Annotated in this window: 15 protein-coding genes; 12 read left to right on the top strand and 3 right to left on the bottom strand. The window is 34.2% G+C overall.

The features are described 5' to 3' along the window. Positions 1 to 28: 28 nt before the first annotated feature. A complete protein-coding gene (gene mdh, locus BJS11_RS02005) occupies positions 29 to 982 on the top strand; it encodes a malate dehydrogenase (RefSeq protein ID WP_069994352.1) in 954 nt (317 codons plus the stop codon). Between the two features lie 93 nt (positions 983 to 1075). Here mdh and BJS11_RS13870 read toward each other — a convergent pair whose 3' ends face one another. The 3 genes from BJS11_RS13870 to BJS11_RS01990 all read right to left on the bottom strand — a co-directional run bounded on the left by BJS11_RS13870 (position 1076) and on the right by BJS11_RS01990 (position 2682). Beyond that, positions 1076 to 1351 (bottom strand): hypothetical protein, encoded by a 276-nt coding sequence (locus tag BJS11_RS13870; RefSeq protein ID WP_069994353.1) that lies wholly within the window; start codon positions 1349 to 1351, stop codon positions 1076 to 1078. Continuing rightward, the gene (locus BJS11_RS01995; RefSeq protein WP_069994354.1) at positions 1348 to 1965 is read right to left on the bottom strand and encodes a DUF1361 domain-containing protein; all 618 of its coding nucleotides are present in this window, start codon (positions 1963 to 1965) and stop codon (positions 1348 to 1350) included. Before BJS11_RS01995 ends, BJS11_RS13870 begins: the two co-directional genes overlap by 4 nt. A gap of 297 nt (positions 1966 to 2262) precedes the next feature. Beyond that, positions 2263 to 2682 (bottom strand): PPC domain-containing DNA-binding protein, encoded by a 420-nt coding sequence (locus tag BJS11_RS01990; protein ID WP_069994355.1) that lies wholly within the window; start codon positions 2680 to 2682, stop codon positions 2263 to 2265. A gap of 189 nt (positions 2683 to 2871) precedes the next feature. Here BJS11_RS01990 and norA point away from each other — a divergent pair, with 189 nt between their 5' ends. From norA to BJS11_RS01935, 11 genes are all read left to right on the top strand, one after another. Continuing rightward, complete coding sequence (gene norA / locus BJS11_RS01985) at positions 2872 to 4035, top strand: multidrug efflux MFS transporter NorA (protein WP_069994356.1); 1164 nt, start codon at positions 2872 to 2874, stop codon at positions 4033 to 4035. Positions 4036 to 4261: 226 nt separating this feature from the next. Continuing rightward, positions 4262 to 5005 carry a hypothetical protein gene (locus tag BJS11_RS13865; protein WP_069994357.1) on the top strand — a complete coding sequence of 248 codons (744 nt, stop codon included), beginning with the start codon at positions 4262 to 4264 and terminating at the stop codon, positions 5003 to 5005. A gap of 171 nt (positions 5006 to 5176) precedes the next feature. Continuing rightward, positions 5177 to 6058, top strand: coding sequence for a UTP--glucose-1-phosphate uridylyltransferase GalU (gene galU, locus BJS11_RS01975; RefSeq protein WP_069994358.1), 882 nt, complete (start codon positions 5177 to 5179; stop codon positions 6056 to 6058). A gap of 89 nt (positions 6059 to 6147) precedes the next feature. Beyond that, positions 6148 to 6630: a Cys-tRNA(Pro) deacylase gene (ybaK, locus tag BJS11_RS01970; protein ID WP_180365204.1), complete on the top strand. Its 483-nt coding sequence runs from the start codon at positions 6148 to 6150 to the stop codon at positions 6628 to 6630. A gap of 310 nt (positions 6631 to 6940) precedes the next feature. Continuing rightward, positions 6941 to 7699 carry a DeoR/GlpR family DNA-binding transcription regulator gene (locus tag BJS11_RS01965; RefSeq protein WP_069994360.1) on the top strand — a complete coding sequence of 253 codons (759 nt, stop codon included), beginning with the start codon at positions 6941 to 6943 and terminating at the stop codon, positions 7697 to 7699. Further along, positions 7696 to 8619 carry a 1-phosphofructokinase gene (gene pfkB / locus BJS11_RS01960; protein ID WP_069994361.1) on the top strand — a complete coding sequence of 308 codons (924 nt, stop codon included), beginning with the start codon at positions 7696 to 7698 and terminating at the stop codon, positions 8617 to 8619. Before BJS11_RS01965 ends, pfkB begins: the two co-directional genes overlap by 4 nt. A 2-nt stretch (positions 8620 to 8621) precedes the next feature. Further along, positions 8622 to 10580 carry a PTS fructose transporter subunit IIABC gene (locus BJS11_RS01955; RefSeq protein ID WP_069994362.1) on the top strand — a complete coding sequence of 653 codons (1959 nt, stop codon included), beginning with the start codon at positions 8622 to 8624 and terminating at the stop codon, positions 10578 to 10580. A 374-nt stretch (positions 10581 to 10954) separates the two neighbouring features. Continuing rightward, positions 10955 to 12115 (top strand): N-acetylglucosamine-6-phosphate deacetylase, encoded by a 1161-nt coding sequence (gene nagA, locus BJS11_RS01950; RefSeq protein ID WP_069994363.1) that lies wholly within the window; start codon positions 10955 to 10957, stop codon positions 12113 to 12115. A 284-nt stretch (positions 12116 to 12399) separates the two neighbouring features. Then, positions 12400 to 13749 carry a hemolysin family protein gene (locus tag BJS11_RS01945; protein WP_069994364.1) on the top strand — a complete coding sequence of 450 codons (1350 nt, stop codon included), beginning with the start codon at positions 12400 to 12402 and terminating at the stop codon, positions 13747 to 13749. Positions 13750 to 13934: 185 nt separating this feature from the next. Further along, positions 13935 to 14774: an aldo/keto reductase gene (locus BJS11_RS01940; protein WP_069994365.1), complete on the top strand. Its 840-nt coding sequence runs from the start codon at positions 13935 to 13937 to the stop codon at positions 14772 to 14774. A gap of 412 nt (positions 14775 to 15186) precedes the next feature. Then, positions 15187 to 16248, top strand: coding sequence for a glycosyltransferase family 2 protein (locus BJS11_RS01935; RefSeq protein WP_069994366.1), 1062 nt, complete (start codon positions 15187 to 15189; stop codon positions 16246 to 16248). The last annotated feature ends 110 nt before the right edge of the window (positions 16249 to 16358 follow it).

The raw sequence follows: 16358 nt of genomic DNA, 5'->3' as shown, positions 1-16358 counted from the left end.
TATCATGATTGAAAAAGGGGGTGTTTTTATGACAAGACAAAAAGTTTCAATTATTGGTGCTGGGCATACAGGTGCCACATTAGCTTTTATCGTCGCACAAAAGGAATTAGCAGATGTTGTCCTAATTGATCGTCCGAACAATGAAGGTCCGGTGAAAGGAAAAGCACTCGATATACTTGAGAGTAGTCCAATATATGGTTTTGATGTTAGTGTTACTGGCTCTACAGATTACGCTGATACTGCAGATTCGGATATTGTTGTAATTACTGCGGGTATCCCACGTAAACCAGGTATGAGCCGTGATGATTTGGTGCAAGTAAACGAACAAGTTATGCATGATGTTACAAAAGAGATTGTTAAGTATTCACCAGACTGTAAAATTATTGTACTAACAAATCCTGTAGATGCGATGACGTATTCTGTATTAAAAGCGTCAGGCTTTCCTAAGTCACGTGTGATTGGTCAATCAGGTATCTTGGACACAGCTCGATATCAAACGTTTATTGCTGAAGCGTTAAATGTATCGGTTAAAGACATCAAAGGTCTAGTTTTGGGTGGTCATGGAGATACGATGGTTCCGCTTGCGCTTGTCCATTCAACCAACGTCAATGGAGTGCCTTTACACAAGTTATTAGAACAACAACAAATTGATCAAATCGTAGAACGCACACGAAAAGGTGGAGCAGAAATTGTAGAATTGCTAGGTCAGGGGTCAGCGTATTATGCTCCCGCATCAGCAGTATATAGTATGATTGAAGCTATTTTGAAAGATCAGCGCCGTTTACTTCCGAGTATTGCTTATTTAGAAGGGGAATATCAATTTACTGATATTTGCTTAGGTGTACCGACAGTATTAGGTGCAAATGGAATCGAGTCTATCGTAGAACTCGCGCTTTCAGAAGATGAAAAAACGCAACTTCAAATTTCAGCAAATTCGGTTAAAGATGTAAGGCAGGCACTAAAATACCACGAAAAAAATTAATATAATTTATATACAAAAGGCTAGCACATGAAAAACTGTGCTAGCCTTTGTCTATTTTGAGTTACATATACTAAAGTTAATACTTACTTACAGTTACATTCTAAAAATACAGATATATAAAGCAACAAATTCAAAAAATGTCAAAATATACATGTATTTTAATCGCAATTTAACATTAAGTGGCACGTCCCATTTTGGAAATCGACGTTCGTAATAAAATAATTGTAGGTAAAATAGTCCGATACCTAAGGGTAAACACATCAATATAATGCTTTTTGTGTACGAAAAACCAACATCATGTAATAAATGACCAATAATTAATTGAAAAACAAGTAGAATACCTAACAAGATAAGGATGTTTAATGTCATTTTACGTCGCGTACTCCTTTCGCAAATGCAAATAGCATCATTTGTAAGGCTACTAATAGCAATACAAAACATAATGTATTCCAGTTTAAACTTGCAGACACTTCATTTAAAATACGAACGGGTTCGTTGATAAGATAGACTGAATGTAAACGCAAGAATCTTCCGATGAAAATACCTAATCCATTTAAAAACATCATCGCAATAACAATAGTTCTATTTAGCCATAGGCGATGTGTAAAGCGTTCCATTTCTAAAAACATGACTATGAGTAAATAAATAGCAAGTAACACACCAGCTACTAAAAATGTAAAATATGCCCATTCTGTGATATTCAAGCCTTGATAAAAGTTAAATGCAAACTGATTTAAATGTATTAAATCTGTTACCATGTAGAGCGTGTTTGGTACCATTAACACAAAAATCAAGGCAAATATAATGAATAATGGCCATTCATATTTTTGTCTAGGTTTAAATAAATTTAATAGTAAGCACAGTTCAAAAGGGACGTAAGCTAGAAATAGATTTAAAGTCATAAATGGATAATAACTATTAAAAAATATTGAAATCATTATTAAAATAAGAAATACTGTTCTAGCAATATAGCGTGCTTTCATAACCACACCTACTTTCCTTAATTAACTTTTTTAATATTCCAAATAACGCATTTTATGCTGATTAAAAGTTATATAAACGGCAAAAAATCCTTTGAACGAGCATTGAGCAAAGGGACGATTTGTAGAGTTTATATGAAATACAAGACTATATGATACATATTTTGAAAATGAATTTCAAACATAAACATAGTTATTAATAAAGACTTTTTCAATACGTCAAATAAGCGTGCGACATAAACCTCATGATACATAAGGTTGTGGTATCACACGCTCAAGGGTAAGTTGCTAACTATTATTTTATAAATTTAAAAGATTTAAACCAATAGAATCATTATGTTTGCGGTTGATATCTAAGTTTGTCATAGTGATGACGATTTCAGCTGTTGCCGAAACAATAGCTTTTGATAAATGTCCGCTTAGGGTTTCATATTGATCCGTGCCAAATGTTGCATGTAAGTGTGCAAAAGGAGTGTCGTCAATATGAGAGATGTTGCCTAATAAACTAATTAATTCTAAGGGCTCATGAATCGTTTTCTTTTCATAGGTTTTAGTATTTAAATTATAAAAATTGAGTTCAGCACTAGCACAAGCGCCAATACCGCTGACAGTACCGAACTTTCCACCTTGTTCTCTTGCAATGTCTGTAACTGCTTCTACAATATCTTCACCTTGTTCCAAGACCAATACTATTGTTTTACCATCTACTTGATAAATCATAAGCGACCCCCATCTATAAAATTATTTACATATTCATTATACAAGTTATAAATCAGAGATTGTATAATAGTGATTACAAAATGAAATTTTTATTGTCAATTGACATGAAACTGTTATAGAATGTTCTAATATTATGCTTTTAACTACTATTTAAAAGTAAAAAACGAAGGTAAGAATGGAGTGAGATACGTGAATAAACAATTTGTGATTTTATATTTTAATATTTTTCTTGTCTTTTTAGGAATTGGATTAGTTGTGCCCGTGTTACCGGTATATTTAAAAGATTTAGGATTGAAGGGTAGCGACTTAGGCATATTGGTTGCGGTTTTTGCGCTAGCACAAATGATTATTTCACCATTTGGTGGGACGCTTGCAGATAAATTAGGAAAAAAACTAATCATATGTATTGGTCTTGGACTTTTTGCTATTTCTGAATTTTTATTTGCGGCAAGTCATACGTTCTCACTTCTAATTGTTTCAAGAATACTTGGTGGTTTCAGTGCGGGTATGGTTATGCCTGGCGTTACAGGGATGATTGCTGATATTTCTACTGGTAGAGATAAGGCGAAGAATTTTGGTTATATGTCTGCGATTATTAATTCTGGGTTTATTTTAGGTCCTGGTTTAGGCGGTATGCTTGCTGAAGTATCCCATAGATTACCATTCTATGTAGCTGGTGTCAGTGGTTGTATCGCACTGATTTTATCGATAACGCTCATTAAAAATCCTAAAAACGGTACGCAAGATGGTTTCGCAAAATATCAGCCAGAATTACTGTCTAAAATAAATTGGAAGGTCTTTTTAACGCCAATTATTTTAACGTTGGTATTGGCTTTTGGATTATCGGCTTTTGAAACGTTATTCCCATTATATACTGCAGATAAAGCGCACTATTCACCACTCGATATCTCATTCGCTATAACTGGTGGCGGTATACTAGGTGCAGTGTTCCAAGTCTTTTTCTTTGATAAATTTATGAAGTATTTTAATGAACTTACATTTATCACATATGCATTACTTTATTCTGCAATTATTTTATTGGCACTTACATTTGTACATGGTTATTGGTCAATCATGGTCATCAGTTTTGTCGTATTTATAGGTTTTGATATGATTAGACCTGCGATAACGAATTACTTTTCAAATATAGCTGGAAATCGTCAAGGTTTCGCCGGTGGTCTCAATTCTACATTTACAAGTATGGGTAATTTTATTGGTCCACTTGTCGCTGGTACATTATATGATGTGAACTTTGAATTTCCATTATATATGTCCGTTTTAGTGATGGTACTAGGAATGATTGTAATATTCATAGAAAAAATGATAAGTGCACAAGTCAGAAAGTCAAAATAGTATAAGAATATTATTAGAGTAACTGTCGTCAATCAAAGTAATAATATGATTGATGAGGGTTACTCTATTTTTATAAATATGACATATGTATTAAATGAATTTATACTGCGTAATAATCATGTAACAAATATTACATTTGGTTTAAATTGTGTTCTATATAAGTGATTTAAGTTTAATCTATGCTAACATAATAAGAAATGTAATAAATGTAAGTAAGGGGATGAATTTGAAAAATTTAATGTTAACCATTATGGCATTCTTGCTTGCTTGTTGTTTAGGTTTTCTTATTTTTGTAGCTATGCATCAACAAGCGTTAGCGCAAGTGCATGAAACCATTTCTAGCTTTTCAAACATAGACGAAATAGCTGAAGCTAAGAGTAATACAACACAAGAAGATAAGCATTCATTGAAGGCCGCAATGGAAAAAGATGAAAATGAAGAGCCATATGACGCTAAAAACTATAAGCCAATAGCCAAATTAACGACACACAATTTAAAAGAAAATGAGAAGAAGCAAGCGGATTTGCCACAATTTTCCAAAGCGCTGGATAAGGCACAAACAATTGTAAATAACGACAATGATCGTTCGAATAAATACAATGATTATGGAATTGATAGCACTTGCCAAGGTGCATATTATTTTATTTTTACATTTGAAAACAAAGCTAAACCAGGTAAATATTACAGAGTAACTGTAAATGATAATAATCAGGCTACGATATTTGATAAAGCATATGAAATTAATGACAACCAACATGCCAATCAAATGAGCATTTCTCCACAAGAATCAGAAGTGATTGCCCAAAAACATGCGGTAGACGAATTAGGTGAAAATGCTATATTGAAAAAAGTGCATGAATCGAAAGATGGTATGTTCTACACATTCCACGAATATGAAACTCAAAAAGATTACAAAGTCATTGTTAATAAAACGGGAGACGTTATTCGCCAACCTTCACTCAATGAATAATATGAAACCACGCAGAAACGTATGGGAAGTTCTGTGTGGTTTTTTGCATATAGGAAATCAGTATAAAGTGCCACGAATCAATGTTATGATGAAATTATTAACGTGTGGAATATTTAAAATAAGTGAGATGTGCATAGTAATAATTAATTTATATAGAAAAGGATGAGCGTTTTGAGAAAAATAAAGAAAGCAATCATACCGGCAGCAGGCTTGGGTACGAGGTTTTTACCGGCGACGAAAGCGATGCCTAAAGAAATGTTACCTATATTAGATAAACCAACGATTCAATACATAGTAGAAGAAGCTGCACGCGCAGGTATAGAAGATATTATTATTGTAACTGGTAAACATAAGCGTGCGATTGAAGATCATTTTGATAATCAAAAAGAATTAGAAATGATTTTACAAGAAAAAGGGAAAATGGATTTATTAGAAAAAGTAAAATATTCAACAGAATTGGCGAATATCTTCTATGTAAGACAGAAGGAACAAAAAGGATTAGGCCATGCAATTTATTCTGCGCGTCAATTTATTGGAGATGAGCCGTTTGCAGTATTATTGGGTGACGACATTGTTGAATCCGAAAACCCAGCGATTAAGCAATTGATGGATGCTTATGAGGAAACAGGAAAGTCTGTCATAGGTGTGCAAGAGGTCGATGAAGCCAACACACATCGTTATGGTATTATTGATCCATTAGAAAAAGTAGGTCGAAAATACGAAGTGAAACAATTTGTAGAGAAGCCAAAACAAGGCACAGCGCCATCAAATTTAGCGATTATGGGGCGTTATGTACTGACTGCAGACATTTTTGATTATTTAGCGACACAAGGCGAAGGTGCTGGCGGAGAAATTCAATTAACGGATGCAATTGAACGATTAAATAGAGCAGATCAAGTGTATGCGTATGATTTTGAAGGTGATCGTTACGATGTAGGTGAAAAATTAGGATTTGTAAAAACAACGATTGAATATGCCTTGAAAGATGAAAAAATACGTGATGAATTAACAGATTTTATTCAAAATTTAGACCTGGATACACCGCGTAGCTAAAATTTAATGATTTAAGTTATACATGCTTTTGTTGTACTTGCATTTTTAAAATATTAACAAGATTATTCAGTCATTATGAGGTGAGACATATAATGAAGCACAAGAAAACGAATGCGATGCGCATGTTAGAACGTCAAGGTATTGCATACCAAATGAATAGATATGAAGTTACTGATACACATATAGATGGAGAACATGTGGCTGAAATGATCGGAGTTGAACCGTCTCACGTATTTAAAACCCTTGTGCTTGAAAATGCAAACCATGCACATTTTGTTTTCGTGATTCCAGTCAATCAAACGTTGGATATGAAAAAAGCTGCACAAGCTGTACGAGAGAAGAAATTACATTTACTGCCACTGGAGCAATTGAAACAAGTGACAGGTTATATAAGAGGTGGATGTTCTCCTATAGGTATGAAAAGCAAACTCCCTACAATTATTGATGCAACCGCAACTGGATACGAAATGATTTATGTTAGTGGTGGTGAGCGAGGATTGCAAATTCAAATAGAAGTATCCGATTTAATTCAAGCAATACAGGCTGAGGTTTCAGATGTTAGTCAAAGATAAACTTTGATTTGATTGAATGGTAGCTTTGAAATGACACATGATGGTTTGGATAAACTAATTTGAATGTCAGTTAAGTCGTAATATATGAGTGGTATGAAATAATGAAGGTAGTACGTTTTCATTATTTTGTATCACTTTTTTTGTGGAAATCACGACTTTTTAATTTTTGAGAAAATAGTATTTTTGTTCAAAAACATGGCAAAGTGTTGAACGTTTTTAATACGTTTGATTGTTTTTGATTGTTTTTGGCGAAAAATGATTGAATTAAGAAAGCGCATCCATTATAATAACAGTGAGATGAGGTGAAGTGATGATAACGGAGAAACGCCATGAATTAATTTTGAATGCATTGTCCAAGCAAGATTTTTTAACATTACAAGATTTAATTGAACGGACAGGATGCAGTGCTTCAACGATTCGTCGTGATTTATCGAAATTACAAAGTTTTGGAAAATTAAAAAGAGTACATGGTGGTGCAACCCTAAATCAATCATCTGTCCTAGAACCTAATTTAGCAGATAAAAGAAGTACGAACTTACGTGAAAAACAAGAAATAGGAAAGTATGCAGCTAGTCAAATCGAAGATAGAGACTGCGTATTTTTAGACGCAGGTTCAACAACTTTAGAAATGATTCCGCATATTACTGCGCAAGATATCATTATTGTCACGAATGGTTTGACCCATGTTGAAGAATTATTAAAACATGGCATTCGAACGCTGATTATTGGCGGAGAGGTTAAAGATACGACTTATGCAACGGTGGGTGCCAGCGCATTGGAGACATTGAATCGTTATCGCTTTGACAAAGTGTTCTTAGGGATGAATGGTATCGATTTGAAATATGGTTTAACGACACCAGATGAACAAGAAGCCATTATTAAACACCATGCGATGCAGTTAGGTACTAATGTGTTTGTATTAATAGACCATTCGAAATATGAAAAAGTTTATTTTGCACATGTGCCACTTGAAGAGCATGTTGCAATAGTTACTTCCGCAAAGGCGAAAACTAGAAAAGATTTTCAACGATTTACAGATAAATATCATTTTATGGGAGGTACGATATGATTTATACAGTTACTTTTAATCCTTCAATTGATTACATTATGTTTGCGAACGATTTTGAATTAAATGGTTTGAATCGCGCGACAGCAACATATAAATTTGCTGGAGGTAAAGGTATTAATGTTTCAAGAGTATTGAAGACACTAGGCATTCAATCGACAGCACTTGGCTTTGCAGGTGGATTTCCAGGCCAATTTATATCAGACACATTAACGCAGTCTGATATTCTTACAGATTTTATTCAGGTAGATGAAGATACACGTATAAATGTTAAGTTGAAAACAGGTGATGAGACAGAAATTAACGCTCCAGGACCTAACATCACGAATCTACAATTTGAAGCATTATTATCACAAATTAAACAGACATCAGCCAATGATACAGTAATCGTCGCAGGTAGTATTCCAAAGAGTGTTCCTAAAGATGCTTATGAACAAATTGCTCGAATCACAAATGAGACTGGCGCAGGTTTGGTCGTTGATGCGGAGAAAGACCTCGTAGAATCAGTATTAGGTTACCATCCTTTATTCATTAAACCCAACAAAGATGAGCTGGAAGTCATGTTTGATACTACTATATCTACAGATCAAGATGTTATCAAATATGCACGTGAGATTCTTAAAAAAGGCGCAACTTCTGTCATCATTTCATTAGGCGGTGAAGGTGCTGTGTATGTTGATGACGAACATAGTTACAAAGCAACAGTACCAAATGGGCATGTTGTAAATACAGTCGGATCTGGAGACAGTACAGTAGCTGGTATGGTTGCTGGTTTAGCATCAGGATTACCAATCAAAGATGCATTCAAACAAGCAGTGTCAGCTGGGACTGCAACTGCATTTAATGAGGACTTAGCTAATAAGTCCGATATCGAAAAAATTAAAAATCAAGTCGTTATTACGACAATTGACGGGAGTGAATAGTTATGAGAGTTACCGAGTTATTAACAAAAGATACGATTGCAATGGATTTAACTGCAACAGACAAAAATGGTGTTATCGATGAATTAGTCAATCAATTAGATAAAGCTGGGAAATTAAATGATGTTGCTCAATTTAAGTCTGCGATTCATAATCGTGAATCTCAAAGTACTACAGGAATTGGAGAGGGGATTGCCATTCCACATGCGAAAGTTGCAGCGGTAACGACACCTGCCATTGCTTTCGGTAAATCTAAAGCAGGCGTTGATTATCAAAGTTTAGATATGCAACCAGCACATTTATTCTTTATGATTGCTGCACCAGAAGGCGGTGCTCAAACACACTTAGACGCACTAGCGAAGCTATCAGGTATACTCATGGATGAAGATGTGCGTGCTTCACTCCTTCATGCAAATAGTCCTGAAGAAATTTTGCAAATTATTGATAAAGCAGACGATGAAGCAACAGAAGAAGAAGTGGCTGAAGCAAAAGTAAATGAAGTATCAGCGTCAACGACTAGCACTACTGACAATGATGAATCATATATTTTAGCTGTAACTGCTTGTCCGACAGGTATTGCGCATACGTATATGGCACGAGATGCGTTGAAAAAGCAAGCATCTAAAATGAACGTAAAAATGAAAGTTGAAACAAATGGTTCAGGCGGTATCAAAAACCACCTCACAGATGAAGATATTCGACGTGCTACGGGAATTATTGTAGCAGCAGATGTCCACGTCGAAACGGATCGTTTTGATGGTAAAAATGTCGTTGAAGTACCTGTTGCAGATGGTATTAAACGCCCGGAAGAATTAATTCATTTAGCACAAGATACGTCACGCAAACCATTTGTAGCAAGTTCAGGTAATAAAGGTAGAACGTCAGCTGAAAGTAATGAAAAGCAAGGCGTAGGTAAAACGATTTATAAACACTTGATGAATGGTGTTTCTAATATGTTACCTCTTGTTATTGCGGGTGGTATTTTAATGGCTATCGCATTCTTATTTGGTGCCAATTCATTCGATCCTAAGAGTTCCGAATATAATGCATTTGCCGAACAAATTTGGAATATCGGTAAAAACAGTGCATTCATGTTTATCATTCCAATCTTAGCAGGTTATATCGCACGTAGTATTGCGGATAAACCAGGTTTCGCAGCAGGTCTAGTCGGTGGTTTATTAGCTAGTAATGGTGATTCAGGATTCATCGGTGGTATCCTTGCAGGTTTCTTAGCAGGTTATTTAACATTAGGTATAAAAAAATTAACAAATGGTATGCCTCAATCATTAGAAGGTTTAAAACCGACGTTAATTTTCCCAGTATTATCAGTATCCATTACAGGATTATTAATGATTTATGTGATTAATCCACCAGCTTCATGGTTGAATAATACATTATTAAATGGATTACAAAGTTTATCAGGCACGAATATTATGTTACTTGGCTTAGTAGTCGGAGCAATGATGGCAATCGACATGGGTGGTCCGTTTAATAAAGCAGCATATGTATTCTCAGTAGCTGCATTAACTGAAGGCAATGCGGCACCAATTACGGCAGCAATGATTGGCGGTATGGTTCCACCAATCGCAATTGCAACTGCAATGTTAATCTTCCGTAAGAAATTTACGAAAGAACAAAAAGGTTCGATTGTGCCAAACTATGTTATGGGTGCGTCCTTTATAACTGAAGGTGCGATTCCATTTGCTGCAGCAGATCCATTGAGAGTCATTCCGTCAATGATGGTCGGTTCAGGTGTAGCCGGAGCGATTGCATTAGGTTTAGGTTCTGCAATTCAAGCGCCACATGGTGGTATTATTGTAATTTTTGGTACAGATTTCAGCCATGTTTTACAATCATTACTTGCAATTGTTATCGGTTCAATCGTATCTGCAATTATTTACGGTGTGTTAAAGCCAAAATTAACACAGGATGAAATTGCAACGTCTGAAGCGATGAATGAATAATATTAAATAAAAAATAATTGGGCTTGAGACAGTATCAATATCGTGTCTCGGGCCCAATTTTTATTGTGTTACAGTGACTAGAAATCAAAAATAATAGTTCATGATTCATTTGAAATGACAAGTTGTATATATGAGCACGTTGTTTTTGAAATTTATGTTTATTCATTTTAAGATAAAAAAACTTTTGAATATAATAAATGACTGCGATTTGGTAAAATATATGTAAGTAGGCAAGACTGAATACTTATGCGAACTTAATATCAGTTTTGGTGAACGAGTGATAACAAATGATATTCAAGTTACTCAATTTTTATTGGGAATTATTGTTTTTTTACACAGTTAAAATGAAAAATATAATAAAGAAGGTAGATTAAATGAGTAAATATGTGATTGAAAATGGACGTATTTATACAGAAATAGGAACGATTAAAAAAGGTTATCTAATAATTGAAAATGAAAAAATTGTACAAATTGCATCCGGTGCGTATGAAGGCGACTTAACTACAATTGATGTAAATGGTCAGCACGTATTACCTGGATTTATAGATATACATATGCACGGAGGATACGGAGAAGATGCTATGGATGCTTCTTTAGAAGGATTGAAGCATTTATCAGAATCATTATTATCAGAAGGGACAACCAGTTATTTAGCGACAACCATGACTCAGTCTGATGATAATATTACAAAGGCTTTAGAAAATATTGTGAATTACCAACAAAATCAAGATACATATCATGCAGCGTCAATTGTCGGGATACATTTAGAGGGCCCGTTTATTTCTGAGCATAAGGTTGGTGCACAAAATCCAGCCTATGTACAAAGACCGTCCGTAGCCAAAATAGAGCAGTTCCAAAAAATTGCCAAGAATCAAATTAAAGTAATCACGTTTGCACCTGAAGTTGAAGGTGCGCAAGAAACATTAAAAGCGTTACATAGTGATATGCGCTTTTCAATTGGGCATACTGTTGCAACATATGATGAAGTGAATGAAGCAGTCAAACATGGTGCGAGACACGTGACACATTTATATAACGCGGGTACAGCCTTTGGACATCGTGAGCCAGGTGTATTTGGTGCAGCATGGTTAAATGACAAACTCAGCACGGAATTAATTGTTGATGGTATACATTCTCATCCAGCTGCTATTGAAGTTGCATATAAATTGAAGGGTAATCAACGTTTCTTACTAATTACAGATGCGATGCGTGCAAAAGGTATGCCAGATGGTGACTATGATTTAGGTGGCCAGAATGTGACTGTCAAAGGCTCTGAGGCACGTTTAGCGTCTGGTGCATTAGCTGGAAGTATTTTGAAAATGAATGAAGGTTTACGTAACTTAATGACATTCACAGGTGACAGTTTAGACCAGTTATGGCGTGTTGCAAGCTTGAATCAAGCGATTACGCTTAATATTGATGATACAAAAGGTAGCTTGAAAGTAGGGAAGGATGCTGATATTGTCATTGCAAATGACGATATTGATGTGCTTGCTACTATAAAAGCTGGTGAAATTCATAAGTTCAATTTATAAAAAAAGTGGGTACACATTCTTTTGGCAGTTACATTGAATTCAAAAGTTGACTTAACGTAGTATTTACGATTAAATATTAAGTTGGATTAATCAAATTTCAAAGCAAAATTTACATGAAATGACTACTTTATGATAATATAAAGGCAATGCGTATTTTTAGGGAGGTGTCACAATGGGAAGGATATAGTAAACAACTTTATAATACGTAAACACAAAAACACTTATACGATGTCACCTATTGTGACACAAATTTTGGAGGTGAATCCCTAGAAATAGGGAACTAATTGGAAACTGTGACCATAATGAACTTAGTAATATTTTTTCTTTTAATAGCTTTAACAACTGTATTCGTAGGATCGGAATTTGCGCTAGTAAAAGTGCGTAGCACAAGAATTGATCAACTCGCTGCTGAAGGTAATGGAAATGCACGCGTCGTTAAAAAAATGATTAAGAACTTGGACTATTACTTATCTGCATGTCAACTCGGTATTACTGTGACGTCTTTAGGCTTAGGTTGGTTAGGTGAACCGACATTTAATAAGATATTACATCCAGTGTTTGAACTTATCCACTTACCAGATGCGCTAACGACGACGATTTCATTTATCGTGTCATTTATTATCGTGACATATTTGCATGTAGTACTAGGGGAATTAGCACCTAAGACGTTAGCAATTCAACATACTGAGAAATTAGCTTTAGTGTATTCTAGACCTTTATATTATTTTGGTGTGATAATGAAACCACTAATTTGGTTAATGAATGGTTCCGCTAGAATGATTATTCGTATGTTTGGCGTAGATCCAGATGCAAATAATGATGCGATGTCAGAAGAAGAAATAAAAATAATAATTAACAATAGTTACAATGGTGGAGAAATTAATCAGACAGAATTAGCTTATATGCAAAATATCTTCTCATTCGATGAAAGACAGTCCAAAGATATCATGGTTCCACGTACACAAATGATTACGATGAATGAACCTTTTAATGTAGATGAATTATTAGAGACAATCAAAGAACATCAATTTACGCGTTATCCTATCACTGCAGATGGCGATAAGGACCATGTTAAAGGCTTTATCAATGTTAAAGAGTTTTTAACGGAATATGCATCAGGTAAACAGATTAAAGTTAGTAACTACATTCATGATTTACCAATGATATCCGAGACCACACGTATTAGCGATGCGCTTGTACGTATGCAACGTGAGCATGTTCATATCAGTCTTATTATAGATGAATATGGTGGTACGGCAGGTATCTTAACGATGGAAGACATCTTAGAAGAAATTGTTGGTGAGATTCGTGATGAATTTGATGATGATGAAGTTAACGATATTGTTAAAGTCACAGATCATCGTTACCAAATCAATGGTCGTGTATTGTTAGATGACTTAAATGACCAACTTGGTATTGAATTTGAAGACTCAGAAGATATTGATACAATCGGTGGTTGGCTACAAGCACATAATACAAATTTACAACAAAATGATTATGTCGATACAGAATTTGACAGATGGGTTATTTCTGAAATAGACAATCATCAAATTATTACTGTAATTTTAGAGTTAGAATATCATAAAACGAGACCTACTTTAGAAGAAATTGCTGAAGAAGAAGAAAACGATTAATATCAGCGAAATAGAGTTAGATTATAGAACCCTGACAAAGCGTGTATGAGCTATGTCAGGGTTTTTAATTTTCATGATGCTAAAAAAGTATTATAGTAAATAATATTAGGCGAGATAGGGTAATGTATAAAAGTGAAATTGTGATATCCCTATATAATAGAATTTATAATGAGAGGGTTTGAATTATGCTAGAAGATGTATATTATTTAAATAATGGCTATCCGATGCCAAAGATTGGTTTAGGCGTATATAAAATTGATGATGAAACCATGGAAACAGCTATCAATGCTGCTTTAGAGGCAGGTTATCGTGCTTTTGATACTGCGTATTTTTATAAAAATGAAATTGCATTAGGAAATGCCTTGAAAAAAGCAGATATTTCGCGTGATGCGCTTTTTATCACTTCAAAATTATGGAATGATTACCAAGGATATGATCGTACAATTGAGTATTTTACGAAATCAATTGAGAATTTAGGTACGGATTACTTAGATTTATTCTTAATACATTGGCCATGTGAAGCGGACAACTTGTTTATTGAAAGTTATAAAGCAATGGAACAGTTGTATCACGAAGGGAAAATTCGAGCAATTGGTGTATGTAATTTTAAAGAACATCATCTAGAAAAATTGATGGCAGAAACAGATGTTGTGCCGGCAATTAATCAAATAGAAGTGCATCCTTTCTTTAACCAACAACCACTACAAGAATACTGTGATAAGCATGATATTGCTGTTACAGCATGGATGCCACTAATGAGGAACAGAGGATTGCTAGAGCATAGTGTAATTACAAGGCTTGCTGAACAATATGATAAGACACCAGCACAAATTGTTTTGCGTTGGCATTTGGCACATAACCGTCTGATTATTCCTAAATCGAAGACACCTGAGCGCATTAATGAAAATTATGACATCTTTGATTTCAATCTTGAACTTACAGATATTGCTGAAATTGATAGCCTTAATAAAGACGATAGGCAAGGTAAAGACCCAGATGAAGTACGAATAGGTACATTAGAGTAATTTAAAGAGCATTCAAGCGGTGTTTAATGAGTGACCGTTTGAATGTTTTTTTAATCATAATTAATAAAATAACTAAGCAAGTCACATAGTCAGTTAAATATTTATAAATAGGGTTCATAGAATAAACCAGGTGTCACTAACATTTGCTTCAAAAGATGATGAACAGTTATTATTTTCAAAATTGAAGAATTGTTGCTAAAATTAGAATTACAATTTATATTTTTTATCATATTAAATTTTAAGCAATATGTGTTTTTGCATATTAACCTAATTAATCGGCGAAGGCATTAAGTTTCGACTTCAAATATTAAGGATATATAAAGATTATGTAAATTTAATTGATTTAGATAGCAAAGCTACAGCAGAAATTGATAAAGTAAGGTTGAAGTTATTGAAATGAAGGTGTTTAGAAATGCAAATAAGAGTTATCGTGCCTTGTTACAATGAAGGTGAAGTCATCATTAAAACGTATCAAAAATTGACTGAAATTTTATCTAAAGATAGTCAACATCATCAATATGACTACGACTTGTTATTCGTAGATGATGGTAGTAAAGACAAAACGATAAATTATATTCAAGATATGGCAAACAAAGATTTACATGTAAAATTTATATCTTTTAGTCGTAATTTTGGTAAAGAAGCAGCAATGATTGCGGGATATCAACACAGTAAAGCATGTGATGGCGTCATTATGATAGATGCTGATTTGCAACATCCGCCTGAATTAATTCCCCAAATGATAGAAGGCTATATGGATGGTTACGATCAGGTAGTTGCCAAGAGAGATAGAACTGGCGAAAAACAATCAAGAAAAATGGTGACAAAACTTTATTACAAAATGATTAATCACTTTGTAGAAGATATTAAATTAGAGGACGGTATTGGCGATTTCAGATTACTAAGCCAACGTGCGGTACAATCACTTACACAATTAGATGAGTATAATCGTTTTTCTAAAGGTTTATATGAATGGATTGGTTATAATACTAAAGTTTTCACGTATGAAAATGTTGAACGAGAAGATGGCGAATCCAAGTGGTCGTTTAGTAAATTATTGAACTATGGCATTGATGGATTGATTTCTTTCAATAATAAACCACTTCGGGCAATGATTTACTTAGGATTAATCGTCTTCTTTATCAGTTTATTATATATTGGTTATATTTCTGTAGGGATAATGATTCGTGGTGTAGAAACACCAGGATATTTCTCAACGATCGCAGCTATATTATTACTCGGAGGTATTCAACTCATTTCAATTGGTATCGTGGGTGAATATATAGGTCGTATTTATTATGAAGTGAAGCAACGTCCAAAATATATTGTACAGGCAACTAACTTTGATTATGAATGTAACCATAATAAACAGAACCTCAATCAAGAAATCAATCAGGAAATCGAACGTAGTGATCGACAACATGGAATGACATCAAGACATAAAGAAGAAAGAGAATTAGTTAAACACAGATAACTTAAGCACATATAAATAATTTGTGGCTTAAGAAATCATTTATCAAATTTATTAATATACGTACTTAAATGTAGACATTACGAAATGTTTAACTTTAAGTACGTTTTATT

Source organism: Staphylococcus caeli, assembly GCF_900097965.1.
Taxonomy (GTDB): Bacteria; Bacillota; Bacilli; order Staphylococcales; family Staphylococcaceae; genus Staphylococcus; species Staphylococcus caeli.
The sequence above is the reverse complement of the archived record's forward strand: the minus strand, read 5'-3'. Positions and strand labels throughout refer to the sequence as shown.